This is a genomic window from Streptomyces sp. NPDC005181, from assembly GCF_040608395.1.
In the GTDB taxonomy this organism is placed as follows: domain Bacteria; phylum Actinomycetota; class Actinomycetes; order Streptomycetales; family Streptomycetaceae; genus Streptomyces.
On record NZ_JBEXID010000038.1, the window covers coordinates 16,878 to 41,151 of the forward strand.

The 24,274-nt window shown below is 70.1% G+C and carries 22 protein-coding genes; 9 read left to right on the forward strand and 13 right to left on the reverse strand.

The window, feature by feature from the left end:
* Positions 1 to 299: 299 nt before the first annotated feature.
* Together ABZV38_RS23370 and ABZV38_RS23375 are read left to right on the forward strand one after the other, a co-directional pair.
* The gene (locus ABZV38_RS23370; protein WP_356329847.1) at positions 300 to 2,027 is read left to right on the forward strand and encodes a serine/threonine-protein kinase; all 1,728 of its coding nucleotides are present in this window, start codon (positions 300 to 302) and stop codon (positions 2,025 to 2,027) included.
* Between the two features lie 292 nt (positions 2,028 to 2,319).
* Positions 2,320 to 3,150, forward strand: coding sequence for an aldo/keto reductase (locus ABZV38_RS23375; RefSeq protein WP_356329849.1), 831 nt, complete (start codon positions 2,320 to 2,322; stop codon positions 3,148 to 3,150).
* Between the two features lie 79 nt (positions 3,151 to 3,229).
* Here the strand turns inward: ABZV38_RS23375 and ABZV38_RS23380 are convergent, their stop codons facing one another.
* The 3 genes from ABZV38_RS23380 to allB all read right to left on the reverse strand — a co-directional run bounded on the left by ABZV38_RS23380 (position 3,230) and on the right by allB (position 6,157).
* The gene (locus ABZV38_RS23380; protein WP_356329851.1) at positions 3,230 to 3,559 is read right to left on the reverse strand and encodes a putative quinol monooxygenase; all 330 of its coding nucleotides are present in this window, start codon (positions 3,557 to 3,559) and stop codon (positions 3,230 to 3,232) included.
* Between the two features lie 106 nt (positions 3,560 to 3,665).
* Complete coding sequence (alc, locus tag ABZV38_RS23385; protein WP_356329853.1) at positions 3,666 to 4,811, reverse strand: allantoicase; 1,146 nt, start codon at positions 4,809 to 4,811, stop codon at positions 3,666 to 3,668.
* A gap of 2 nt (positions 4,812 to 4,813) precedes the next feature.
* On the reverse strand, positions 4,814 to 6,157 hold the full coding sequence (gene allB / locus ABZV38_RS23390) for an allantoinase AllB (protein ID WP_356329855.1): 1,344 nt from the start codon (positions 6,155 to 6,157) through the stop codon (positions 4,814 to 4,816).
* A 353-nt stretch (positions 6,158 to 6,510) separates the two neighbouring features.
* On the opposite strand from allB, the gene ABZV38_RS23395 reads away from it, so the two are divergent.
* On the forward strand, positions 6,511 to 7,311 hold the full coding sequence (locus ABZV38_RS23395) for an IclR family transcriptional regulator (protein ID WP_356329858.1): 801 nt from the start codon (positions 6,511 to 6,513) through the stop codon (positions 7,309 to 7,311).
* Positions 7,312 to 7,366: 55 nt separating this feature from the next.
* On the opposite strand, the gene ABZV38_RS23400 is transcribed toward ABZV38_RS23395, so the two are convergent.
* Positions 7,367 to 7,669 carry a DUF5955 family protein gene (locus tag ABZV38_RS23400; RefSeq protein ID WP_356329859.1) on the reverse strand — a complete coding sequence of 101 codons (303 nt, stop codon included), beginning with the start codon at positions 7,667 to 7,669 and terminating at the stop codon, positions 7,367 to 7,369.
* Positions 7,670 to 7,974: 305 nt separating this feature from the next.
* Here ABZV38_RS23400 and ABZV38_RS23405 point away from each other — a divergent pair, with 305 nt between their 5' ends.
* The 3 genes from ABZV38_RS23405 to ABZV38_RS23415 all read left to right on the forward strand — a co-directional run bounded on the left by ABZV38_RS23405 (position 7,975) and on the right by ABZV38_RS23415 (position 11,831).
* Positions 7,975 to 8,544, forward strand: a complete 570-nt coding sequence (locus ABZV38_RS23405) for a nucleotidyltransferase family protein (RefSeq protein WP_356329933.1) — start codon at positions 7,975 to 7,977, stop codon at positions 8,542 to 8,544.
* 245 nt (positions 8,545 to 8,789) lie between these two features.
* The gene (gene aceB / locus ABZV38_RS23410) at positions 8,790 to 10,409 is read left to right on the forward strand and encodes a malate synthase A (RefSeq protein WP_356329861.1); all 1,620 of its coding nucleotides are present in this window, start codon (positions 8,790 to 8,792) and stop codon (positions 10,407 to 10,409) included.
* Between the two features lie 171 nt (positions 10,410 to 10,580).
* Positions 10,581 to 11,831 (forward strand): FAD-dependent monooxygenase, encoded by a 1,251-nt coding sequence (locus ABZV38_RS23415; protein WP_356329862.1) that lies wholly within the window; start codon positions 10,581 to 10,583, stop codon positions 11,829 to 11,831.
* Positions 11,832 to 11,897: 66 nt separating this feature from the next.
* Here the strand turns inward: ABZV38_RS23415 and ABZV38_RS23420 are convergent, their stop codons facing one another.
* Both ABZV38_RS23420 and ABZV38_RS23425 read right to left on the reverse strand, forming a co-directional pair.
* Entirely contained in the window at positions 11,898 to 13,265 is a 1,368-nt protein-coding gene (locus ABZV38_RS23420) for a M20/M25/M40 family metallo-hydrolase (protein WP_356329864.1), read from the reverse strand.
* A gap of 104 nt (positions 13,266 to 13,369) precedes the next feature.
* Positions 13,370 to 14,350, reverse strand: coding sequence for a fibronectin type III domain-containing protein (locus ABZV38_RS23425; RefSeq protein ID WP_356329866.1), 981 nt, complete (start codon positions 14,348 to 14,350; stop codon positions 13,370 to 13,372).
* Positions 14,351 to 14,513: 163 nt separating this feature from the next.
* On the opposite strand from ABZV38_RS23425, the gene ABZV38_RS23430 reads away from it, so the two are divergent.
* A complete protein-coding gene (locus tag ABZV38_RS23430; protein ID WP_356329867.1) occupies positions 14,514 to 15,119 on the forward strand; it encodes a TIGR03086 family metal-binding protein in 606 nt (201 codons plus the stop codon).
* Positions 15,120 to 15,421: 302 nt separating this feature from the next.
* On the opposite strand, the gene ABZV38_RS23435 is transcribed toward ABZV38_RS23430, so the two are convergent.
* Entirely contained in the window at positions 15,422 to 16,105 is a 684-nt protein-coding gene (locus tag ABZV38_RS23435; protein ID WP_356329869.1) for an alpha/beta hydrolase, read from the reverse strand.
* A 525-nt stretch (positions 16,106 to 16,630) separates the two neighbouring features.
* Here ABZV38_RS23435 and ABZV38_RS23440 point away from each other — a divergent pair.
* Positions 16,631 to 17,404 (forward strand): chitosanase, encoded by a 774-nt coding sequence (locus tag ABZV38_RS23440; protein WP_356329935.1) that lies wholly within the window; start codon positions 16,631 to 16,633, stop codon positions 17,402 to 17,404.
* Positions 17,405 to 17,532: 128 nt separating this feature from the next.
* Positions 17,533 to 18,411, forward strand: coding sequence for a chitosanase (locus ABZV38_RS23445; protein WP_356329871.1), 879 nt, complete (start codon positions 17,533 to 17,535; stop codon positions 18,409 to 18,411).
* Positions 18,412 to 18,481: 70 nt separating this feature from the next.
* Here ABZV38_RS23445 and ABZV38_RS23450 read toward each other — a convergent pair whose 3' ends face one another.
* From ABZV38_RS23450 to ABZV38_RS23475, 6 genes are all read right to left on the reverse strand, one after another.
* Positions 18,482 to 19,921: a nucleobase:cation symporter-2 family protein gene (locus tag ABZV38_RS23450; protein WP_356329873.1), complete on the reverse strand. Its 1,440-nt coding sequence runs from the start codon at positions 19,919 to 19,921 to the stop codon at positions 18,482 to 18,484.
* Positions 19,922 to 20,150: 229 nt separating this feature from the next.
* A complete protein-coding gene (locus ABZV38_RS23455; RefSeq protein WP_356329874.1) occupies positions 20,151 to 21,539 on the reverse strand; it encodes an 8-oxoguanine deaminase in 1,389 nt (462 codons plus the stop codon).
* Between the two features lie 383 nt (positions 21,540 to 21,922).
* Entirely contained in the window at positions 21,923 to 22,846 is a 924-nt protein-coding gene (gene pucL / locus ABZV38_RS23460) for a factor-independent urate hydroxylase (RefSeq protein ID WP_356329876.1), read from the reverse strand.
* Positions 22,847 to 22,853: 7 nt separating this feature from the next.
* On the reverse strand, positions 22,854 to 23,258 hold the full coding sequence (gene uraH / locus ABZV38_RS23465) for a hydroxyisourate hydrolase (protein ID WP_356329878.1): 405 nt from the start codon (positions 23,256 to 23,258) through the stop codon (positions 22,854 to 22,856).
* 5 nt (positions 23,259 to 23,263) lie between these two features.
* On the reverse strand, positions 23,264 to 23,773 hold the full coding sequence (uraD, locus tag ABZV38_RS23470) for a 2-oxo-4-hydroxy-4-carboxy-5-ureidoimidazoline decarboxylase (protein WP_356329880.1): 510 nt from the start codon (positions 23,771 to 23,773) through the stop codon (positions 23,264 to 23,266).
* Between the two features lie 165 nt (positions 23,774 to 23,938).
* Entirely contained in the window at positions 23,939 to 24,259 is a 321-nt protein-coding gene (locus ABZV38_RS23475) for a helix-turn-helix domain-containing protein (RefSeq protein WP_356329937.1), read from the reverse strand.
* Between the last annotated feature and the right edge of the window lie 15 nt (positions 24,260 to 24,274).

Genomic DNA, 24,274 nt, shown 5'->3' on the forward strand with positions numbered 1-24,274 from the left:
TCCACAGCGGGAACGATGTGGAGACCTCACCGGCTCACACGCGGAACGATCACGTTACCGGGCGGGTCCCGCTGCGGGAACACCTGTCTCATCGGCCGGGCGAGCCCGCCCCCCTGGTCTTGTGTCTCCTGCTGACACCCAGCCGGTCACCCGATCGGCCGGAGAGTACGGGGGCCCAACGGCGTTCTGTAGCGCATCTGTTGCCGCCGGGAGAATGGTGTGCCGAGGGACTTCGATAGGCTCGCTGTGGGCTCGGGGCATGGCGGAGTCGGAACTGCCGTCAACAAGGATGGTTCGACATGAGCGGTGCACCTTCGGTAGGTCCCTTCCAGCCGCTCAAGGACGACGACCCGGCCGTCGTGGGCGGATACCGTTTGGCGGCGGCGCTGGGCGCGGGTGGCATGGGCAAGGTGTACCTGTCGTACACGCCCGGCGGGCGGCCCATCGCGCTGAAGGTGATCCGGCCCGAGTTCAGCGAGGACCCCGAGTTCCGGCGCCGTTTCCAGCAGGAAGTGCACGCCGCCCAGCGGGTGCAGGGCCTATATACGGCGCCGGTCATCGACTTCGACACCGAAGGTTCGCAGCCCTGGCTCGCCACCGCCTACGTCCCCGGGCCCTCGCTCGCGCACGCCGTGTCGCAGTACGGCGCACTGCCGCTGCGCACCGTGCTCCTGCTGACGGTCGGAGTCGCGGAGGCCCTGCACGTCATCCACGCCGCGGGCATCGTGCACCGCGACCTGAAGCCCGCCAACGTCCTGCTCTCCACGGACGGCCCGCGCGTCATCGACTTCGGCATCGCCCGCGCCGCCGACAGCACTGCCCTCACCGGCACGGGCGTCAGCGTGGGCACCCCGTCCTTCATGGCGCCCGAACAGGCGGCGGCCGGTACCGTCACACACGCCACCGACATCTTCGCCCTTGGTCAGATCGTGGCCTACGCCGCGATCGGGGCGCCCGCATACGGCGACGGCCCCTCCCACGCGGTGCTGTACCGGATCGTGCACGAGGAGCCCGACCTCAGCCGGCTGCCCGCCGAGCTGCGGCCGCTGGTGGCCCGGTGCCTCAGCCGCGACCCGGCCGCAAGGCCCGCCCTGACCGAGGTCATAGAGCAGTGTCATGAACTCTCGCCCGACCCGCTGCGGCAGGGCGAGGACTGGCTGCCGCAGACACTGGCCGGGTCCATCACCGAGCGCCGACAGCTCCCCGAGCCCGCCCGCACTCCGCCGCCCGCCACGCCGACCCCCACCGCATACTCCCCGCACGTGCCGCCGCCCGGTGGGGGCACCCCGTATGCGCCTCCCGGCTTCGGTCCCGCCTCCGAGCCCACCCGGACCGCACCGGGCAGGCCGGGCATGGCGCCGGCCGGACCTCATTTCTCACCCACCCCGCCGCCGGTCGTCGGCGGGCCGCAGCCCTGGGGCCCGCCGCCTCCGCCGCCGAAGCGGACACACCGCGGCCTGGTCGTCGCCGGGGCAGTGGCGGCCGCGATCGTCGGCCTCGCCGTCGTCAGCTCTCTCCTGGGGGACGGCTCCGGCAAGGACGACTCCAAGTCGCCCGGTGCCGGCAGCTCCGGTGAAGTCTCGGGCAGCAAGCGGCCGGACCCGAAGCCCGTCACGTACAAGGGCATCGACGTGACCGAGAACTACTTCGTGATGCTGGCCGACAGCCCGCCGCGCCCGACCGACAGTGAAGGGTCGGCCTTCGCCAGCAAGGCTGACCTGTACTTCCAGCCCAGAAGCATCAACGTGGTGGAGAGCGACGAGATCGGCACAGGCAACGGCAAGCTGGTGCTGCTGAACAACGCGCAGAAGGGTTCGCTGGACACCTGCCGCTCGGAGACCCGCTACAGCAAGTCGATCAGCCTCGACCAGCTCAGCAACGGCTCGCAGCTCTGCGTGCTGAGCGATGCCGGACACATCGCGCTGGCGACCTACCGCGGTGCATCCCGCGAGAACGATCCGAGCAAGTACATCACCCTCGACCTCACCATCTGGCGCAACGCTCAGGAACCCCAGAACGAGGGATGAAACGTCCGGCCCCGCACCGGCCCCGTTCCGCTCACGGTGAGCCGGCGAGGGTCGACCACCTTTTGAACGAGCGCCAGGATTTTGCCCCGCAGAACCTCGGTCGGGTAGCCGGGCGTCTGGTCGGCCCTGTTTCCGACCCCGCTGCCGCCCGGAACTTATCGATCCGCCCGACCGGCGTCATCGGCCGCGCTCCACGTGGGCGTCGGCCTCCCGCCCGTGACCGGCCGGGCAGGTGGTCCACCGTCGTCCGTCCTACCCTGGCCAGGAAGGTTTCCGAACGTAAAGGGAGATCATGACCGAGACCCCGGCTCGCCCTCTCAACGACGGCCGCACCATTCCCGCCGTGGGGCTAGGCACCTGGCCGATGGACGACGACGCGGCCGAACAGGCCGTGGCCGGAGCCCTGGGCCTCGGCTACCGGCTCGTCGACACCGCGCTCAACTACCGCAACGAGACCGGTACCGGACGCGGAATCGCCCGCAGCGGTGTGCCACGGGAGGACATCTTCGTCACCACCAAGGTCCCGGGCCGTCACCACGGTTACGAGATGACGCTGGCGTCGTTCGAGGAGTCCCGGCGCAATCTCGGGCTCGACTACGTGGACCTGTATCTCATCCACTGGCCGCTGCCCCGGGTCGATCTGTACGTCGACACCTGGAAGGCCATGATCCGGCTCCGGGAGGAGGGCCTGGTGCGCTCGATCGGCGTCTCCAACTTCACCGCGGCCCATCTCGACCGGCTGGAGCAGGAGACCGGGGTGCTGCCCGCCGTCAACCAGATCGAGATGCATCCACGCTTCCCGCAGGAGGAACTGCGGGCCGTGCACAACGCGAAGGGCATCGTCACGGAGAGCTGGAGCCCGCTGGGCCGCGGGCACCGGCTGCTGGCGGACCCGGAGCTTGTAGCCGTTGCCGCGGCGCACGGTGTGACACCCGGTCAGGCCGTGCTGCGCTGGCACACCCAACTGGGGGCGGTGCCGATCCCGAAGTCCGCCGATCCGGGGCGGCAGCGCGAGAATCTGGATCTGTTCGGCTTCGAGCTGACGCCGGACGAACTGGCCAGGATCTCCGCCGGTCCGCGGCGGCGGTTCGGCAGGGACCCCGAGACCCACGAGGAGTTCTGACCGGCAGCGGCTCACCGGTCGGAGTTCACGCGTCGGAGCGCACTTTCGCGGACCACCGGTCGGAGCTCACCGTCCTGGGTCACTCACCGCGGGGCGTGAGCTCCGCCATCGGGGACCAACCGTCGCCCGGGACCTCGACGTTGATGATCTCCGGGGTCCGGGCAATGAGGCCCGCCATCAGGTCCATGGCCGCCGCGAAGTGCTCGGACTTCACATGCGCCTCGCCCGCCTCGGGGGACGCGAAGGCCTCCAGGAGCACGAACTGGTCCGGATTCTCGACGCTGTACGACCACTCGAAGAACACATTGCCCGGTTCCTGGCGAGTGGCGAGGGTGAAGGGCTCGACGGCCGGAAGCCAGTTGTCGCGCTCGGCGCTGCGGACGGTGAACTTGACGGCGATGAAGATCATGGCGACTCGACTCCTGCTCGGGACATGCGACCTGTCCAGCCTCCCATAGGCCCTGGATCAGGGCGCATCGGGCACACCAGGAAGGAACCGGAGTCACCCGTCCTCGTCAGCCCCCCAGCTCGTGGTGGCGGGTGGCCAGTCGCGTCGCGCCCTCAGCTGTCAGCGAGCCGAACAGCCGCAGCCGCGAGATGCCGCCGTCGGGGAAGATGTCGAGCCGGACATGGGTGGCGCGTACGGCTTCCGGCAGGACGAAGCGGTGGTTCGTGTCGGGCTGCAGCCGGGTCCGGGGCAGGAGCTCGGTCCACTCCCCGCCGGTGCCGTCACCGGCGTCCGCGTCGCCGCTCTCGCCGTCCCGCACCGAAAGGCCCGCCCAGCCCGCCGAGTTGCCCTTCAGGCAGGCGGTGTCGATCTCGACGGCCCGGATCTCCGACTGCTCGGCGAGCCGGTAGCGGATCCAGTCGTTGCCCTTGTCGCGCCGACGACGGGTCTCCCAGCCGTCGTCCATCTGCCGGGAGCGGCCGGGCTGGATCGTGTTGGTGGCCGGGGAGTAGAAGCGGTCGGAGGCGTCCTCGACCTGACCGCCGTTCTCCAGCGCCGCGAGGTCGAAGGTGGACAGCGCGGCCAGCCAGGCGGGGTCGGGGACGACCTCTCCGTGGACCCGGAGACGGGCGATCCCGCCGTCGGGGTGCTGGTTGACCCGCAGATGGGTGACGCGCTGTTCTACGTCGATCGCGAACCCGTTGGCCGCGTGTCCGCCAACGGCCGTACGGCGTACGAGTGTTGTCCACTTCACGTCCGGCGCGAGGAGTTCCCCGGGCGAAGGGGAGCCAGGGACGAAGACCGCCTCGACGGAGACGGCCTGCGGGTAGTTGCCGCGGAAGTGGGCGGTGTCGACGACGATGCCGCGTACGACGCCGGGTGCGCCGAGCCGTACCAGCGCCCAGTCGTGGTCCTCGTCCCCGGGGTGCGGCTGCGCGGCGCTGACGCCGCGGCGGCGGCGCGTCTCCCAGCCGTCCATGATCTTGCCCTTGTGTCCGAAGTGCTCCGGGTCGAACTCGGCGGGCCCGGGCTTCAGCAGGTTCTCGCGCTCGGCGAAGAACTCGTCGTTGGCGGCGATCACGCCCGCGCCGAGCCGCCGGTCGGCGAGGTCGACGAGGTGGGTGAAGGGGAAGTCGGCGGTGCGGTAGTCGGCGTACGGGTCGCCGCCGCCGTACGGGTCGGCGTCGCCGGTGAAGTGCGCTGTCGCCGTCATGGTCAGTGGTTCCTTTCGAGGAGGCGGCCGGTGGGTTCGATGAGGAGGCCGTCCGCCGCGATGCGCCGGCCGCGCAGCCAGGTCGACTTCACCACGCCGTGCAGGGTCCGGCCGGCGTAGGCGGTGACCTGGTTGCGGTGGAACAGCTCGGCCGGGTCGACGGTGAAGGTCTCGTCGGGGGCGAGGACCGCGAAGTCGGCGTCGCGGCCGGGCTCGATGGCACCCTTGCGGGTCAGTCCGGCCAGCGCTGCGGGGGCCGCGGACATCCAGCGGGCCACATCGTCGAGCGAGTGGCCGCGCCGGCGTGCCTCGGTCCAGATGGCGGGCAGACCGAGCTGGAGGGAGGAGATGCCGCCCCAGGCGGAGGCGAAGTCCGGCGTCTTGAGGTCGGTGGTGCAGGGCGAGTGGTCGGAGACGATGCAGTCGATCGTGCCGTCGGCGAGCCCGGCCCAGAGCGCGTCCTGGTTGGCGGCTTCACGGATCGGCGGGCAGCACTTGAACTCCGTTGCCCCGTCCGGGACTTCCTCGGCGGTGAGGGTGAGGAAGTGCGGGCAGGACTCGACGGTGACGCGTACGCCGTCGCGTTTGGCGGCGGCGATCAGCGGCAGCGCGTCGCCGGACGACAGATGCAGGACATGGACGCGCGCGTTGAGCCGGCCGGCATGAGCGATGAGCCCCTCGATGGCGGTGTTCTCGGCGTCGCGCGGCCGGGAGGCCAGGAAGTCGGCGTACGCGGGTCCGCTGCGCTGCGGCGCGGCGGCCAGATGGCGCGGGTCCTCGGCGTGCACGATCAGCAGCCCGCCGAAGCCGGCGATCTCGGCCATGGAACGGGCCAGCTGCTCCTGGTCGAGCTCGGGGAACTCCTCGACGCCGGAGGGCGACAGGAAGCACTTGAAGCCGAAGACCCCGGCCTCGTACAGCGGCCGCAGATCCTTGACGTTGGTCGGGACGGCACCGCCCCAGAATCCGGTGTCCACGTGCGCCTTGGTGGCTGCCACCTGCCGCTTGGTCCGCAGATGGTCGACGGTGGTGGTCGGCGGGAGGGAGTTGAGCGGCATGTCGAGCAGGGTGGTGATGCCGCCCGCCGCGGCGGCGCGGGTGGCGGTCCAGAAGCCTTCCCACTCGGTGCGGCCGGGGTCGTTCACATGGACATGGGTGTCGACGAGGCCGGGCAGCAGGACGTCGTCGCCGAAGTCCTCCAGCCGGACGCCGGCCGGCACCTCGGTGTCGTACGCCAGGACGGCGTCGATCGTCCCGCCGGCGACCGCCACCGCTGCGGGGCGCGTCCCCTCGGGGGTGACGACGCGCGTCGAGCGCATTACCAGGGTCACGTCCGCACCGGACACCCGTGCTCCTCACTTCCGGCCTCTCGGCGGCCTGAGGTCGCCGAAGAAATTCAACGAACTGTTGAAGGAGTCTTCACGTGGGATTCCAGCCCGTCAAGACCCCACCTTCCCCCGCCGGACGGCAAGCCGACCACTCACATGGGTGACTGGAGATTTCCACAAAGTAAAAGGGTAATTTCGGAGAGCGGAACGTAGCATGGGCCAGGTACGGCTTCGCAGAACCGTCCCGTGGATCGCGGACACCCGGACAAACAGGCCCTGACCGGCCAGGACGCCGTGCCGGAGCAGTGGGCCGATCGGGAACCTCCCGGTAGGCTGCTGCCTTGCCCTTCCGCCTCGAAAGGACCGTTGACGTGCCGCCGTCCCACGCCAGCACATCCGACTCCAAGCCCGCCGGTTCCAGCGGCGGCGTGCAGTCACTTGAGCGCGCCTTCGATCTGCTGGAGCGGATGGCCGACGCCGGGGGCGAGGTCGGGCTGAGCGAACTCTCCGCGAGCAGCGGACTCCCGCTGCCCACCATTCACCGACTGATGCGCACCCTGGTCGTCTGCGGCTACGTGCGCCAGCAGCCCAACCGGCGCTATGCGCTCGGCCCGCGCCTGATCCGGCTCGGCGAGTCCGCGTCCCGGCTGCTCGGGACCTGGGCCCGACCGTATCTGGCGCGGCTGGTCGAGGAGACCGGCGAGACCGCGAACATGGCACTGCTCGACGGCGACGAGGTCGTGTACGTCGCACAGGTGCCGTCGAAGCACTCGATGCGGATGTTCACCGAGGTGGGCCGGCGGGTGCTCCCCCACTCCACGGGGGTGGGCAAGGCTCTCCTCTCGCACACCCCGCCGGATGAGGTACGGGCGCTGCTGGCCCGCACCGGAATGCCGGCCGCCACCGAGAAGACGATCACCACCCCGGACGGCTTCCTGGACGCGCTGGAGCAGGTCCGCCGCGCGGGATACGCGGTGGACGACAACGAGCAGGAGATAGGGGTCCGCTGCCTGGCGGTCTCCGTACCGAACTCCCCCACCTCGGCGGCGATCTCGATCTCGGGCCCGGCGGGACGGGTCACGGAGGCGGCGACGGAGCGGATCGTGCCGATCCTGCAGCAGGTCGCGAAGGAGCTGTCGCAGGCGCTGGCCAGCAGCGGTCCCACCGGCTGAGGCAACGCGGACACGACGGTGCCCGGGAGACGTCCGGCGCGCCCCCTCCATGACGTCAGCGGCGCGGCGGCTCGCCGAAGAGGTCCACGGCGATGCGTACGTCCCTGAGTGCGGATGCCAGTGCGCTGACCGAGCCGACCGCCCCCGCGATCAGCAGCAGTGAGCGGCGCAGCCGCGGGATCTCGGGCACACCGGTGACGGCCATCGCGTCCAGCGCGGCCAGCTCGTCCTCGGCGATACCCCGGTCAGGGAACTCCGCGGGATGCCCGGCCAGCTCGCGGCGGAGCCGGGAGACGGCTGTACGCAGCTCCGTCACCCTTGGGTCCTCACCACTGCTGGTCACCCGCGTCTGCCCCACGCTTCGCAACAAAGCACTCCCCCTCGCACATCCTTGTGCCGGTGTTTCGACCACGTCCCGAGCCGTGGTCAAGTGCCCGGGGGTGTGCGCAAGTTAACGCCATGAAAGGTGCTGTGCGCCACTCCACGGACAGAATTCAGGGTGACCACCAGGGGACGCAGCGTACTGGCCGGTCCGGTAGGAGATCACCGGTGCGGTGAGGTATTCAGGGCCTCATGGCTCATACACCCCACACCCTGTCCACTTCCGGCGCTCCGCAATCGTCCGGTCCCTCCGACGGGGGACAGCAGCCGGTGATCGCCGGTCTGCTGCTCGCCGCGGGCGGCGGCCGCCGGCTCGGCGGCCGGCCGAAAGCCCTGCTGGAACACCGCGGCCGGCCGCTCGTCGAACATGCGCTGCGCACGCTGCGGAACGGCGGCTGCGGCCCCGTCCACGTGGTGCTCGGCGCCGCGGCGGAGAAGGTGCGGACACGGGCCGACCTCTCCGGCTGCATGGTGACCGTCAATCCACAGTGGCCGGAAGGGATGGGTTCGTCGCTGCGGGCGGGTCTGGGGGCGCTCGCCGGCACGGGGGCGGATGCGGCGCTCGTCCTGCTGGTCGACCAGCCCGGCATCAGTGCGCAGGCAGTGGCACGGGTGCGGTCGGCGTATCGCTCCCGGGCGAGTCTGGCGGCGGCCTCGTACGACGGGGAGCGCGGCCATCCGGTGCTGTTCGGGGCCGAACGGTGGGCGGATGTCGCGGCGGGCGCGGTGGGCGACCAGGGCGCCCGGGCGTACCTGCGGGCGCACCGCGATGCGATCACGCTCGTCGAGTGTTCCGATGTGGCGGAGGCCTACGACATCGACACGGTGGAGGACCTGACGCACCTCGAGTGAGTGGGCTGCGCGCGCCGGCACGCCGCGCCGGCCCCGCCCCACTTCTGTCGACCCGGAGAATCTCGACATCAACAAACCATTGAACTTCCACCATGAGAAAACTACTATCCACTGGTCAGAAGCGCTTTGTACCCCCGGACGGCGCCCGTGTCCGCGTCACCGGGCCCTGGCACGTCGTGCCATTTCTGGCGACCCGGCGGCCGTAGAGGCTCCGCCCGCACCACCCGCTGAAGGAGTGACAGCTCATGTCCGCACCAGCGCCGTCCCCGCTGGCCATCGTCGTTGCCGAGCCCCTGCCCCGGCAGGACGAGGTCCTGACCGACGCGGCCCTCGCGTTCGTGGCCGAGCTGCACCGGCAGTTCACGCCCCGCCGTGACGAGCTGCTCGCCCGCCGCGGCGAGCGCCGCGCCGAGATCGCCCGCACCTCCACGCTGGACTTCCTGCCCGAGACGGCAGCGATCCGTGCGGACGACTCCTGGAAGGTCGCACCGGCCCCGGCCGCGCTGAACGACCGCCGGGTGGAGATCACCGGTCCGACCGACCGCAAAATGACCATCAACGCCCTGAACTCGGGCGCCAAGGTCTGGCTCGCCGACTTCGAGGACGCGTCCGCCCCCACGTGGGAGAACGTCATCCTCGGCCAGCTCAACCTGATCGACGCCTACGAGCGCCGCATCGACTTCACCGACCCCGGGTCGGGCAAGTCCTACGCGCTGAAGCCCGCCGACGAACTCGCCACGGTCGTCACCCGACCCCGCGGCTGGCACCTGAATGAGCGTCACATCCAGGTCGACGGCACCCCGGTGCCCGGTGCGCTGGTCGACTTCGGCCTCTACTTCTTCCACAACGCCCAGCGTCTGATCGACCTCGGCAAGGGCCCGTACTTCTACCTCCCGAAGACGGAGTCGCATCTGGAGGCCCGGCTCTGGAACGACATCTTCGTCTTCGCCCAGGACTACGTCGGCATCCCGCAGGGCACCGTTCGCGCGACCGTCCTGATCGAGACGATCACCGCCGCGTACGAGATGGAGGAGATCCTGTACGAGCTCCGCGACCACGCCTCCGGGCTGAACGCGGGCCGCTGGGACTACCTCTTCTCCATCGTCAAGAACTTCCGCGACGGCGGATCGAAGTTCGTCCTGCCGGACCGCAACGCCGTGACGATGACCGCCCCGTTCATGCGTGCGTACACCGAACTCCTCGTCCGCACCTGCCACAAGCGCGGTGCGCACGCGATCGGCGGCATGGCGGCGTTCATCCCGTCGCGCCGTGACGCCGAGGTCAACAAGGTCGCCTTCGAGAAGGTCAAGGCGGACAAGGACCGCGAGGCGAACGACGGCTTCGACGGCTCCTGGGTCGCCCACCCGGATCTCGTCCCGATCGCGATGGCCTCGTTCGACGCGGTCCTCGGCGAGAAGCCGAACCAGAAGGACCGCCTGCGCGAGGACGTCTCCGTGGCGGCCGGCGACCTGATCGCGATCGACACCCTGGACGCCAAGCCCACGTACGACGGCCTGCGCAACGCCGTTGCGGTCGGCATCCGCTACATCGAGGCGTGGCTGCGCGGAATGGGCGCGGTCGCCATCTTCAACCTGATGGAGGACGCCGCCACCGCGGAGATCTCCCGCTCGCAGATCTGGCAGTGGATCAACGCGGACGTGGTCTTCGAGAACGGCGAACACGCCACGGCGGACCTGGCCCGCAAGGTCGCGGCCGAGGAACTCGCCGCGATCCGAGCGGAGACCGGCGAAGAGGCGTTCACGTCCGGCAAGTGGCAGCAGGCCCACGACCTGCTCCTGCAGGTGTCGCTGGACCAGGACTACGCGGACTTCCTGACGCTGCCGGCGTACGAGCAGCTGGTCTGAGCCTCGCCGATCCCTTCGCGCCTTCGCCCCCGGTACCGCACAGCACCGGGGGCGAAGCGCTGTCCGGCCTCCGCCGAGAGCGCGCTGAGGGGGATCTGATCCCCGGTCGCCATGGGGTGCGGTGCAAGACTGACGGCCCGACAGGGCACATCGCACCCCGAGGAGAATCAGATGTGTGGAGGACGGGTCGCCGTCGTGGGCGGCAGCGTCGCCGGGTGCGCCGCCGCGCTGGCCTTACATCGTGGCGGCACCGACGAAGTCGTGGTCCTGGAACGCGCACCGGGCCGGCCGGCGGAGCGGGGCGTCGGACTGGCAGTACACGACGACCGCTACGACGAGCTGGAGTCGGCCGGATATCTGGACGCCCGGATGCCCTGGATCCAGTTGGAGCGCCGCCGCTGGTACGTGCGCGACACGCGCGGTCCGGCCGTCGGGCGACGGATCGGCGAGATGCCCTTCCCGTTCCGCACGTACAACTGGGGCCCGCTCTGGCACGAGCTTCGGGCGCGGGTCCCGGACGCGGTCGAGTTCCGTACCGGCACCACCGTCGGGGCATTACAACACGGCCCGGACGCAGTCGAGTTACATACCACGGACCGCGAAGGACGCCGGCGCCGCGAGCCCTTCGACCTCGCCGTCGGCGCGGACGGCTACCGCTCCCTCATCCGCACCGAGGTCTGCAGCGAGGTCTGCGCCGAGCCCGTCGCCGCGCTGCGCCCCGAGTTCGCCGGCTACCTCGCCTGGCGCGGCGCCTTCCCCGCATCCAGGATGACCGCCTCCGATCAGCGCCTGTGGGACGTCGAGGAGTGTGCGTACGTCGTCTTCCCCGGCGGCCACGTGATCATCTACCGCATCCCGGACTCCGCCGGCGGCCACCGCGTGAACTGGGTGCTCTACACCGCTCCTCCCCCGGATCTCGATCTGTCGCTGGAGACTCCGGTGAGTCTGCCGCCCGGCACGCTCACCGACGCCCTGCACACCCATCTCGCCCGGATCGCCGCAGAATTGCTGCCACCGTACTGGGGTGCGCTGGTCGCACTGACCGAGCCGGGCGAGCTGTTCGTCCAGCCGTTGTACGACTTCACGGCGCCGCGTTACGCCACCGGCCGGCTCCTGCTGACCGGCGACGCGGCGACCGTGGCCCGCCCGCACACCGGTGCGGGCGCGGTCAAGGCGCTCCAGGACGCGACGGCACTGGAGTCGGCGCTCAGGTCCGCGTCCGACTGGGCCGAGGCGCTCCATACGTACGACTCCGAGCGCATCGCGGTCGGCCGGGCCACGGTGGAGCTGGGGCGGCGACCGGGGCACGCCCTGGTGGAGACCACCCCGGAGCGGGGCTCGATGAACCCGTCGGCGCTGGATGTCTGGTGGCAGCGGGCCGCTGTGGGCGGGGGCTTGGGTGGCCGTGCCCTGCATGCGTGACCAGCGGGATCATCCTCGCTCGTCAGCACGCTGGGGACTTCGGCGCGGCCTAGGTGTCCGCCGTGCTCATGCATCGCTCCCCGCGCGGTACGCCTCCGCGTACTCCCGCAGGAATGCGGCCTCGGCGATGACCGCAGAGCGCAGCTCCGAGAACAGCACGCGTTCGTTCGGGGCGTGCAGATTGCACATGCTGTCCTGGGCGCCGAAGAGCAGCACCTCGGCGCCCGGCACCGCCTTGGACAGGCCGTTGACCAGCGGGATCGAGCCGCCGCTGGCGACGAATTCGGGGTCCTTGCCCCAGCCCTCGCGCAACGCGGTGCGGGCTGCCCGGTAGGCCGGGCCATCGGTGGCGGGCTCGAATCCGGGTCCGGTGTCGCCCGAGGTGACGGTGAGCGGGATTCCGAACGGGCGCATTGACTGCAAATGGGTGACCAACAGGCCCTGCGCCTCGTCCGGGTCCTGCTGCGGGTGGAAGCGGAGGTTCAGCTTGGCCCTGGCGTACGGGACGACCGCGGACGCGGCGTGGTCGACGTCCGGGGCATCGATACCGATGACGGTGATCGCCGGGCCGCTCCACAGCCGCTCGCCGAGGCTGCCCGAACCCATCAGCGGCAGGCCGTCCCGGACCCCGGCAAGGGAGCGGAACTCCTCCTGCGTATAGGCGGTGCCGGTCCACTCCTCGCGGCGCAGCCCCTCGACGGCGACATCGCCGTGCACGTCGTGGAGGGTGCCGAGAGCCGTGAGCAGGACGAGCAGGGCGTCGGGGGCGGCGCCGCCGAACTCGCCGCTGTGGCGGGGTTCGTCGAGGGTCCGCACCTCAACGAAGACCTCCGAGGCGCCACGCAGACCGGCGGTGAGGGTGGGGCTGCCGGGCCGGATGTTGCCCGTGTCGGCGATGACCATGGCATCGCAGGCGAAGCGGTCGGGGTCGGTCGGCGGGTAGTCCTCGAATCCGCTCCCGTACTCCTCCTGCCCCTCCAGGACGATCTTGAGGCCGACCGGCGGCTTCCCCTCGTAGGCTCGCAGTACGCCGAGGTGGACGATGATGTTCGCCTTGTCGTCGGCGATGCCGCGGGCGCGCATCCCGAGCCCCCCGTCGACGGGCGTGGGCTCGAAGGGAGGCGACCGCCACAGACTCTCGTCACCGGGCGGCTGGACGTCGTAGTGGCCGTAGAGCAGCACGGTCGGGGCGTCCGGGGACGGCGGCGGTACCTCGGCGACGATGACCGGCGCGGTGCCGGGGAGGTCGAGCCGGTCGATGCGCTCGACACCCGCGTCGCGCAGGAGGTCCACGAGCAGGTCGTGGGCCTCCTGCAGGGGCTCCGGCGGGAATCCGGGGAAGGAGACCGACGGGATGGCCGTCAGCCGCTCCAGATCCGTCCGGAGTCCGTCCATCAGCGTGTCGACGCGGGAGCCCAGGTCCATCGCCATCATTCAATCCCTCTTCCTCATCCTGCTCAGCCATGAGGTCTCCGGGATCAATGGACCATACGGTGCGACTCCCCGCACGCCATGCCGCCGGTCGGCACGGTCTCGTGTCAGCCGCCGAGGACGACCGCGCGCCGGGCGGAGAAGTCACCCCACTTCCCGTCCGGCAATTTTGCGCGGATCTTCATCGAGTAGCGGGTCCCGCGCGGGTCACCGACGGTGAGCCGGTAGCTCGCCCGGCCCGCGGGCGGCTTGCCGCCCCACACGATCGTGGTGGTGAGCCGGCCGTCGAGGAAGAGCTGGTACGCGGGAATCTCACCGCCGGCGTCGGGCTGCTTCCAGTCCAGGTCGATGGCGTACTCCTTGCCCTGGGCCCTGGTCGTGATCCGCAGATCGGTGGGGGCGGTACTGGCCGGCGCGCCCGGGGCGGAGGCAGTGGTGAGGTCGAGGGCGTTGCTGTCCGGCGAGGACGTGTCCGCGGCGTCCCGGGCCCGGACGGTGAAGGTATAGACGGTGCCGGGGCGCAGTCCGGTCAGGCGGGCCGTGGTCTGCGTGCCGGGCACGCTGTGGATGCGGGAGTCCTCCTGGTAGATGTCGTACGAGGTGACACCCACGTCGTCCGTCGAGCCGCCCCAGGACAGGGTTGCCGCTCGGCTGCCGTCCGCCGCGCCGCGCAGCCCGACCGGGCGGGTCGGCGGCTCGTGGTCGGCGGGTGTCCGCGCGGGCGTGGTGACGGCGACGGCCTCGCTCGGCGCGGAGAGGTTCCCGGCGGCGTCCCGGGCCCGGACGGTGAAGGTGTAGGCGGTGGAGGGGGTCAGCCCGTCGATGTCGATCATCTGCCGGGCCGCCGCGATGGACTTGACCTGCGTGCCCTTGCGGTACACCTGATAGCCGGTGATCGCCTTGTTGTCGGAGGCCGGGTCCCACATGACATGGACGGAGGTGGCGCTGCTCGCCTGCGCCGTCACCTCGCCGGGGGCGGTCGGTTTCTGCGTGTCGGCGGCGTCGGCAGTACCGCCGCATGCGGTGAGCGTGGCGAGGAACAGGGCGGCGGAGGTGGCCAAAGCGGCGTGTGCGTGGGGGCGTTGCACAGTCTTGCCTTCCGTCCGGCAGCAATGGTCTGGACCTGTATGACACGGCTGACGGGTCCCGGACAAGAGCGTGGAGCGGTGCCTTCCGCAATGTGCCGGTCTGCGGTGCGGATGTGTTGTGCGCAGAGCGATGAGTTCCGGCCGCCGCGGCGGTCTGAGAAGTATGGATACACAGAACGGAACATCGCCCGCACTCGATCTGGAACCTGCGGCACGGCAGATCGCCGGACTGCTCGACGGCATCGACGACCGCTCTCTGACCGGCCCGACGCCCTGTCCCGACTATGCGGTACGGGAGCTGCTCGCCCACCTGGTCGGGCTGACCACGGCCTTCCGCGACGCGGGCCGCAAGGACCTCGGACCGACGACCGACACCTCTCCGGACTCCGCGCTTCCGGTCCTGCCGGACGGCTGGCGCGAGGCACTGCCGCCCCTGCTGGACGAGCTGGTGGCCGCCTGGCGCGACCCCGCCGCCCGGCAGGGAATGACCAGGGCGGGTGGCGTGGATCTGCCGGGTGAGGTGGCCGCGATGGTCGCTCTGAACGAGCTGGTGATCCACGGCTGGGACCTGGCCAGGTCGACCGGCCAGAAGTACGAGGCGGACGAGACGAGCCTGCGGGTCTCCCTGTCCATGATGACGCCGAGGGACGACAGCCCCCGGCCTGGACAGCTCTTCGGGCCGCCGGTCCCGGTACCGGCGGACGCGCCCCTCCTCGACCGGGCGGTCGCGATGAGCGGCCGCCGCCCGGACTGGCAGCCGGGCGGCTGACGCGTCCGGCGTCGAATCAGGCGCGACCGCGTGCAGGGCGAGTACGGCGGCCGGGACCTGTTGCCGGTCCGTCCGTAGGCTCTCCAGTGCGGGGACCAGCGGGCGGGCCGCATCTCCGAAGAGGGGCGCCGCGCGCGCGGCACGGATGAACGTCCAGCGCCGTCCAGGCCGGTCCGGCCTCCGCGAGTACTCCGGCGAGCAGAGGCACCGCTTCCTCCGCGGCACCGGTGATCCGCCACGCCGCGCCCCTGCTGGGCCGAGCGGCGGGCCCCGCGGCCGCGGGGTTCAGCCGGCTGCCGGAGTCAGCTGGTGAAGAACTCCGTGATCTGCTGGGCGACCTGGTCCGCATGGGTCTCGTGGACCGCGTGGCCGCCGCCGAGTGTGATCAGCCGGCAGTCCGGGATCAGGGAGGCCATGTCGGCCAGCCGGCCCTGCGGCATGGTGCTCTCCGGGCCGCCGGCGATCATCAGCGTGGGTGCGACGATCTCGCCGAGACCGTCCGCCCACTGCGGGTCGGGGTCGGCGATCCGGGCCCGGATGGGTGCGACGACGTTCCAGTCGTAGTCGACCGGCCCTTCGGGCTCCGCGGCGGGCCTCGGCGCACTGGGGAACGGCGGCGGGGTCTCCACCAGCACCAGCCGCTCCACCCGGTCCGCGTGCTCCTGGGCGAGCAGGTGGGCGACGACGCCGCCCATGGAGTGGCCCACCAGGCCGACGCGGTCCAGCTCGCACTCGTCGAGGAAGCCGAGGACGTCGTCCCGCATCAGCTCGAAGGAGTACTCGTCGGGCCAGTCGCTCTCCCCGTGCCCGCGCAGATCGAGGGCGTACACCCGCCATTCCTCACCGAGCAGGCTCCCGACCGCTTCCCAGCTCGCGGCGGAACCGCCGAGGCCGTGCAGCAGCACGACGGGCGAGCCGAACGGGTCACCCCAGGTCCGGTACGCCAGCCGCACATCACCGACATCCACAACAGACTGATCTTCCATACCGTTCCTCAGCAGTGAGCGGGAGTGAGTCCGCGCGCTGGCACGCCCCGAACGGTCCTGGACGCACTGGTCCCCGGCGTACTCGACCCCGAGGCGGCGACACGCATCCCGTGCGTGGTCCGATCCCGGGAGGCCAGTTCCCTATGCGACCTGGCCATGTGGGTGCGGCCAGAGGCGGCGGGGAGGCCCTGAACCATCTCTCCGGTGGAGCAGGGGCCCCGCACACTGGCACCGTACCCGGTGTCCCAGATCGCACAGCAACGCTACCCCGGCCCCCGCACGGCGCCGCAAGCCCACCAGCCGACCAGCCGACCATCACACGATCGAGCTAAACCGACCTTATGCACGCTCCCCCGCGACCAGTTGCCGACCCCTGACGCTACAGCCGAATGGACCAAGATCCTTCTCCGCGCCTGGCAGGCTGGCGAAGTGAAGTTCGTTCCGCGTTCCCGCCTCGCCCCCGCCAGGGCCCCCGTCACGGCTCTTGTGACGGCTCTTGTGACGGCTCTTGTGACGGCTCTCGTCGTGCTGTCCGGATGCTCCGCGACCGGGGCCGGTTCCGGAAGCGGCCCCGCGGGGCCCGGGCTCGACGATCCGGCGAAGAAGGAGATCGCCATGCAGCTGGTCTCCAGCGCGGAGAACTCCACCCTGGACTGGAAGGCCCAGTACAAGTACATCGAGGACATCGGCGACGGCCGCGGCTACACCGCAGGCATCATCGGATTCTGCTCCGGCACCGGCGACCTGCTGAAGGTCGTCGAGCGGTATGCGGCGTCCCGCCCCGGCAATCCGCTGGAACGGTTCCTGCCCGCTCTGCGAGCGGTCAAGGGCAGCGATGCGCACGACGGTCTCGGCCGCCCGTTCACCGACGCGTGGGCGAAGGCGGCGGCCGACGCCGCGTTCCGGTCGGCGCAGGACGCCGAGCGGGACCACTCGTACTTCGATCCGGCGGTGCGCCGGGCCAAGGACGACGGGCTGGGCGCTCTGGGACAGTTCATTTACTACGACGCCTATGTGATGCACGGGGCCGCCGACTCGGGAGGCACGGTCGGATTCCGTGCGATGCGCCGCGAGGCTCTCGCCGTGGCCGAACCGCCTTCGCAGGGCGGTGACGAGAAGACGTACCTGAACGCCTTCCTCGACGCCCGTGTCACCGCGATCCGCAAGGAGCCGTCGCACTCCGACACCAGCCGCATCGAGACGGCTCAACGGGTCTTCGTCCGTGAGGGCGCATTCCAGCTGGAGCCACCTCTGCGGTGGAAGGTGTACGGCGACAGCTACCGCATCGACGGTCCGTAGACCAAGGAACGACGGGCGCACGCGGAGCTCAACTCACCTGTGTCGAAGGGGTGTACGATCCGCGCTCGACTCTGATAGGAAAGCTTCCTAACAGAACAGTCAAGCGACGAACTCCCTTTGGAGGACTGGTGCACGCTCCCCATAAGCGCACCGCACGTCGAAACACCCGCCCCGTCCGGCTCGCGCTGGTCGCGCTCGGGGTAGCATTCACGGCCATCCCCGCCACTGCCTATGCCGGTGCCCCCACGCATCCGGCGGTCCATCAGGAAACGGCCGCCGCCGGACAGGTGGCCGCCGCGACCGGGCTCGATGATCCGGCGAAGAAGGAGATCGCCATGCAGCTGGTCTCCAGCGCGGAGAACTCCACCCTGGACTGGAAGGCCCAGTACAAGTACATCGAGGACATCGGCGACGGCCGCGGCTACACCGCGGGCATCATCGGATTCTGCTCCGGCACCGGCGACATGCTCGACCTCGTCGAGCTCTACACCCAGCGCAAGCCGGGCAACGTCCTTGCGAAGTACCTGCCCGCACTGCGGGACGTGGACGGCACGGATTCGCACGACGGCCTCGACCCGAACTTCACCAGGGACTGGGCGACCGCCGCGTCGGACTCGGCGTTCAAGCAGGCACAGAACGACGAGCGGGACCGGGTGTACTTCAACCCGGCGGTCAGCCAGGGCAAGGCCGACGGCCTCGGTACCCTCGGCCAGTTCGCGTACTACGACGCCATCGTCATGCACGGCGACGGCGACGACAGCACCAGTTTCCGTGCCATCCGCAAGCGCGCTCTCGCCAAGGCGAAGCCGCCGGCCCAGGGCGGCAACGAGGTCACCTACCTGAATGCCTTCCTGGACGCGCGGGTCTGGGCGATGCAGCAGGAGGAGGCCCACTCGGACACCAGCCGGGTGGACACCGCCCAGCGGGTCTTCCTGAAGAACGGCAATCTGAACCTGGATCCGCCGCTCGACTGGAAGGTGTACGGCGACAGCTTCCACATCGGCTGAGCCCTGCCGCGAGGCACCGGTGGCGCGTACGGCACTCGCCGTACGCGCCACTGCGCCGTACCGGATGCGCTCAGTGCGCGCCCACCGGAGCCGCCGCAGTCGCGGCGGGCTCCTGCGCCACCGGTTCCGGCTTCCTGCCCAGGTGGTTGAAGGCCAGATTGAGGACGATCGCCACGACGCACCCGGTGGAAATCCCCGAGTCCAGCACGACGAGGAGGTCCTTGGGGAACGCGTGGTAGAACTCCGGCGCCGCGATCGGGATCAGTCCGATGCCGACGGCGGCCGCGACGATCAGCGCGTTCTCGCCCTTCTCCAGGGCCGCGCCGGCCAGCGTCTGGATGCCGCTCGCGGCGACCGAGCCGAAGAGCACGATGCCCGCACCGCCGAGCACCGGCAGCGGCACGAGGGCGATGACCGACGCGGCGACGGGGACCAGGCCGAGCACGACGAGGATGCCGCCGCCCGCGGCGACGACGAACCGGCTGCGCACCTTGGTCATCGCCACGAGCCCGATGTTCTGCGCGAAGGCGCTGCACATGAAGCCGTTGAAGAGCGGGCTGAGGGCGCTGCCCAGGGTATCGGCGCGCAGACCGCCCTCGATGGTCCGCTCGTCCGCCGGACGGCCGACGATCTTGCCGAGTGCCAGCATGTCCGCGGTGGACTCGGTCATGCAGACCAGCATCACGATGCACATGGAGACGATGGCGGCGATCTCGAACTGTGGCGCCCCGAAGTGGAACGGGGTCGGGAAACCGATCAGGGGGGCGTCCTTGATCGCGCCGAAGTCGGTGATGCCGACCGGGATCGCGATCAGGGTGCCGGCGACCAGTCCGAGCAGGATCGCGATCTGCTGGAGGAAGCCGCGCAGCAGTTTGCGCAGCGCGAGGACGATCACCAGGGTGACGGCCGCCATGGAGATATTGGTCGTGGACCCGTATCCGTCGGCCGTGGCGTTGCCACCCTGGGACCAGTTGAAGGCGACCGGCAGCAGGGAGACGCCGATCAGGGTGATGACGGTGCCGGTGACGACGGGCGGGAAGAAGCGGACCAGTTTGCAGAAGTAGGGGGCGAGTACGAAGCCGAGCAGGCCGGCCACGATGATCGCGCCGAAGATGACGGCGATGCCGTCGTGTCCGCGGTCCTTGCCGATCGCGATCATCGGTGTCACACCGGCGAACGAGACACCGTTGACGAACGGCAGCCGGGCGCCGATGCGCCAGAAGCCGAGAGTCTGGAGCAGAGTGGCGATGCCGGCGGTGAAGAGGCTCGCCCCCATGAGGAAGGCGGTCTCCTTGGCGGTGAGGCCCACGGCGGGTCCCACGATCATGGGCGGGGCCACCACGCCCGCGTACATCGCGGCCACGTGCTGCAGTCCGCTGGTGACCATCTTCAGTGGGGGGAGGGTCTCGTCGACCGGATGCTTGCCGTCGGCGACCTGCGGGTCGTCCCGTATCGGCTCCTGGTCGGGTCCTGCGACTGCGTCGTTGCGAAACCTGGGCTGTGCTGCCACGGCGGTTCCTCCGGTCGGTTACGCGTCAAAGCGACGCGGGTGTCAGGGAGGTGGTGCAGGTGGTGCAGGTCGTGCAGCTGATGCGGCAGCTTCAGTCACCGGTCCGGCGGGCGCGTACGTCTGCGTACGTGCCCGCCGGACCGGCTGCCGTGGACCCCGCTCGGGCCCACGGTGGCCGGCCAAGGGCCGTCCCCCTTCGGCCGGCCGTTCTCGGGGGCACCCCGGAGCGTCAGGCTCCGGCGGCGATCTGCGCGAGGCGGCGGGCCTCGTCGCGGGTGGTCCGTGCGATGGCGTCCTCGTCCACCGTGGTCAGGTGGTTGCTCTCGACGACCGTCTTCCCGTCGACGAGGGAGAGGGTGACGGGGGCCGCCGCGCCGAAGACGAGTGCGGTGACCGGGTCGGCGATGGAGGAGTGGGCGAGCGTGTCCAGCTTCCAGAGCACCAGGTCGGCGAGCTTGCCGACCTCCAGGGAGCCGATCTGGTCGGCGCGGCCGAGGACCTGGGCGCCGCCGTACGTGCCCAGGCGCAGGGCCTGACGGGCATTCAGGGCCCGTTCGCGGTGGGCGCCGAGGCGGTTGATGAGGAGGGCGTTGCGCAGTTCGGTGTGGAGTTCACCGGACTCGTTGGAGGCGGTGCCGTCGACGCCGAGGCCCACCGGGACACCCGCGGCGAGCATGTCGGGGACCCGGGCGATGCCGGCGGCGAGGCGGGCGTTGGAGGACGGACAGTGTGCGACGCCCGTTCCGGTACGGGCGAACGCGGCGATGTCGGAGTCGTTCATATGGACGCAGTGCGCCATCCACACGTCGTTGCCGAGCCAGCCCGTCGACTCGAAGTAGTCGGTCGGGCCCATGCCGAACAGCTCGTGGCAGAACTTCTCCTCCTCCACGGTCTCCGAGCCGTGGGTGTGCATCCGGACGCCGCGGCGGCGGGCCAACTCGGCCCCCTGCCGCAGAAGTTCGGTGGAGATGGAGAACGGCGAGCAGGGCGCGACGGCGATCTGGGTCATCGAGTCGAACGATCCGTCGTGGTGCGCGTCGATGGTCGCCTCCGTGGCGGCGAGCGCACCGTCGAGCGTCTCGACGGCGAAGTCCGGCGGCAGTCCGCCGTCCTTCCGGCTGCGGTCCATGGAGCCGCGGGCGAGGGTGAACCGTACGCCCATGTCGCGGGCCGCCCCGATGATGGCGCCGGACAGGTCGCCGGAGCCCCGCGGGTAGACGTAGTGGTGGTCCATGGCGGTGGTGACCCCGCCGCGGGCCATCATCGCGAGCGAGCCCTGCGCGGCCGCGCGGACCATCGGCTCGTCGATGCGCGCCCACGTCGGATAGAGCACGACCAGCCAGTCGAAGAGGTTGTGGTCGGTCGCCAGGCCCCTGGTGATCCACTGGTAGAAGTGGTGGTGGGTGTTGATCAGGCCGGGGGTGACGAGGTGTCCGGCGCCGTCGATGCGTCGTACGACATGCTCCAGGCCTTCGGGGGCCCGGCCGGCGCCGACGTGCTCGATGCGGTTGCCCGCGACGACCACATGGCCCGAGGCGTACTCGGTGTCGTCGGCGTCGACGGTCGCGATCGAACAGTTCTCGATGACGATGCGTTCCACACGGTCAGGGGCTGCCATGACGCTTCCTTCTTCTCTCTGCAGGGATGTGGGCACGGCAGGACCCCAGGAGGATTTGAGTGCCACGGCCGTGCGGCCGTGGGTGCCGAGATGTTGGAAGAACAGGTCGAGCGGGTCGGCGACGAGCGCTCCCGCACTGATCGCGGAGCGCAGCACGGTCCGCGCCCAGGGCGGGAATCCGGGTGGAAGCCGGGCGCGCGGCGAGCGTCCGCAGGAGGGTGGGGAGTCCGGCGATCAGCGGACCGGCCGGATGCACGGGGCTCTCCGGCGGTGCGGTGCAGGGGACTTCTGCTGCCGGCCTCGTTGCGTGCTGTGCCATGGGGGTTTCCTCCGGTCCGGCCGGTCCCTGCCCGTCGGCGGGCGGGGACCGGCTCGGTGCGGCGTCAGAGGTTGGTCATGTCTACCGGGATCTGCGGCTCGATGCCGTCCCGCAGCACGGTGGCCTCGATCAGGCCGTACGGGCGGTCCGCGGCGAAGTAGACCTCGTTGTCGTTCTTGAGGCCGAACGGTTCCAGGTCCACCAGGAAGTGGTGCTTGTTCGGCAGCGAGAACCGGATCTCGTCCACCTCGCTGCGGCTGTTGATGATGCGCGAACCCATCTGGTACAGGGTCTGCTGCAGCGAGAGGGAGTACGTCTCGGCGAAGGCCTGGAGCATGTGCTTGCGCGTCTGCTCGTAGGACTTCTCCCAGTTCGGCATGCGCGCGTCGTCGCTGGTCCAGTTGTACCGCCACTTGGCGGACACCTCGGTCGCGAGGATGCGGTCGTACGCCTCCTTGAGCGTCGTGTACTTGTCCTTGACGTAGCCCCAGAACTCGGAGTTGGTGGAGTTCATCACCACGAGGTCCTTGAGACCCGAGATGACCTGCCACCTCTCGCCGTCGAAGGTGATCTGGGTGGTGCGCGTCTCCTGGCCCTTGCGGACGAAGGAGTGCTTGACCTCGTCGGCACCGATGAACTGCGAGGTGCCGTCGGAGGTGGCGATGCGCTCCCAGGCGTACTCCTCGATCCGGATCCGCGCGGTCCTGATCGGCTCCTGCGACGTCAGGAAGTGACGGGCGAGGTGGATGCCGAACTGCTCGGCGGACTCGATGCCGTGCTCCTTGGCGAACGCGTACACCGTGTTCTTGGTGGTGTCGGTCGGCAGGACGTTGGCATTGGAGCCGGAGTAGTGGACGTCGTCCATGTCGCCGGAGAGCGCGACCGAGACGTTCAGGTCCTTGATGTGGTGGGTGTCGCCGTCCCGCGTGATCCTGACGACGCGGTTCTCTGCTTTGCCGTACTGGTTCTGGCCGAGAATCGTGGGCATGTCGGTGCTAGCTCCCTCGGTAAACGGAGTAGCCGAACGGGTTGAGCAGCAGCGGTACGTGATAGTGCTCGCCCGGTAGGACGGTGAAGGTGATCGCCACCTCCGGGAAGAACGCGCCGCTGTCCCTTACGCGGGGGGCGTCCTGCTGCGCCTCGGCTTGCTTCTTGGAACGGTGTTCTTGGGAGAAATACGTCTCGGTGTCGAAGTCGAGCCGTACATGGGTGGTGCCCTCCGGCAGCGCCGGCAGGTCCTTGCATCGCCCGTCCGTATCGGTCACGGAACCGCCGATCGCCACCCACGGCGCGTCGCTGCCGCTGCGGGCGGCGAGCGAGACAGGGACGGCCTCGGCAGGGCGGCCGATGCTGGTGTCCAGAATGTGCGTGGACACCGATGCGGTGGTGCCGTTGCGCAAGACCGTCACTCTCCTTCTGTTACGAGACGGGTCAGCCGGATGCGGTTGATCTTGCCCAGCTCGGTGCGCACGATCTCGCGCTCCCGCTCGGGCGAGTTCCCGATCCGGGACTTCACCGCGTCGCGCATCTGCTCACCGGTGGCACCGGTGGCGCAGATCAGGAAGACATGTCCGAACCGCTCCTGGTAGGCCAGGTTCAGTTCGAGCATCTCGGCCTTGAGCTCCTCGGTGGCGCCGGCCATCCCCCGCTGTTCGCGGGAGGAGGTGGGGTCCCCGGGCTTCGGGCGGCCGATCGGGGGGTGACCGGCCATCGCGTCGGTCAACCCGTCCTCGGTCAGATCGGCCGTGGCGACGTCGCTGGCAGAGAGAAGGGCTTCCGCGGTGGGGTACGGGCGCCGGGAGAGGATCGCTCTCCCCCATGCCGCGCTGGCACACACCTCGTGCAACGCGGTGGTGGCCTCGTCGTCCGCCAGGATGTTGAACCGGGCGAGGCCCGGTGTGGAGCTCGAAGTCACGGGAGCCTCCGTGGCTGTTCTTCGCTGTGCGTTGGTCGGGCTGCGGATAGCTAACGCCCTCCGCAACACCACGTCAACACTTTGTTGAAATTCCCGAACAGAAAAGGCCGCCGCCTGGCGATCCGGATAACGGCCTTCCAGTCACGTGTGCACGCCTACGCTCAACTACTCGCCTTTGGCGGCGTGTTCCCGGTTGAGGTAGTTGTAGACGGTGAAGCGGCTGACGCCCAGGGCTCCGGCCACCGTCTCCACGCCATGCCGTACGGAGAAGGCACCCCGCGCCTCCAGGGTCCGGACGACCGACTGCTTCGTCTTCCGGTCCAGGCCGGCGAGTGGCATCCCGTGCCGGCGCTCCATGGCGGCCAGGATGTGGTCGAGCGAGTCCGACAGCTGCGGCAGGCGTACGGCTATGACGTCCTCGCCCTCCCAGGCCAGCACCACGTCGTCGGCCCGTGCGTGCTCGGGCCCGACCAGCTCCGCGCCCATGGCGTCGACGAGCGG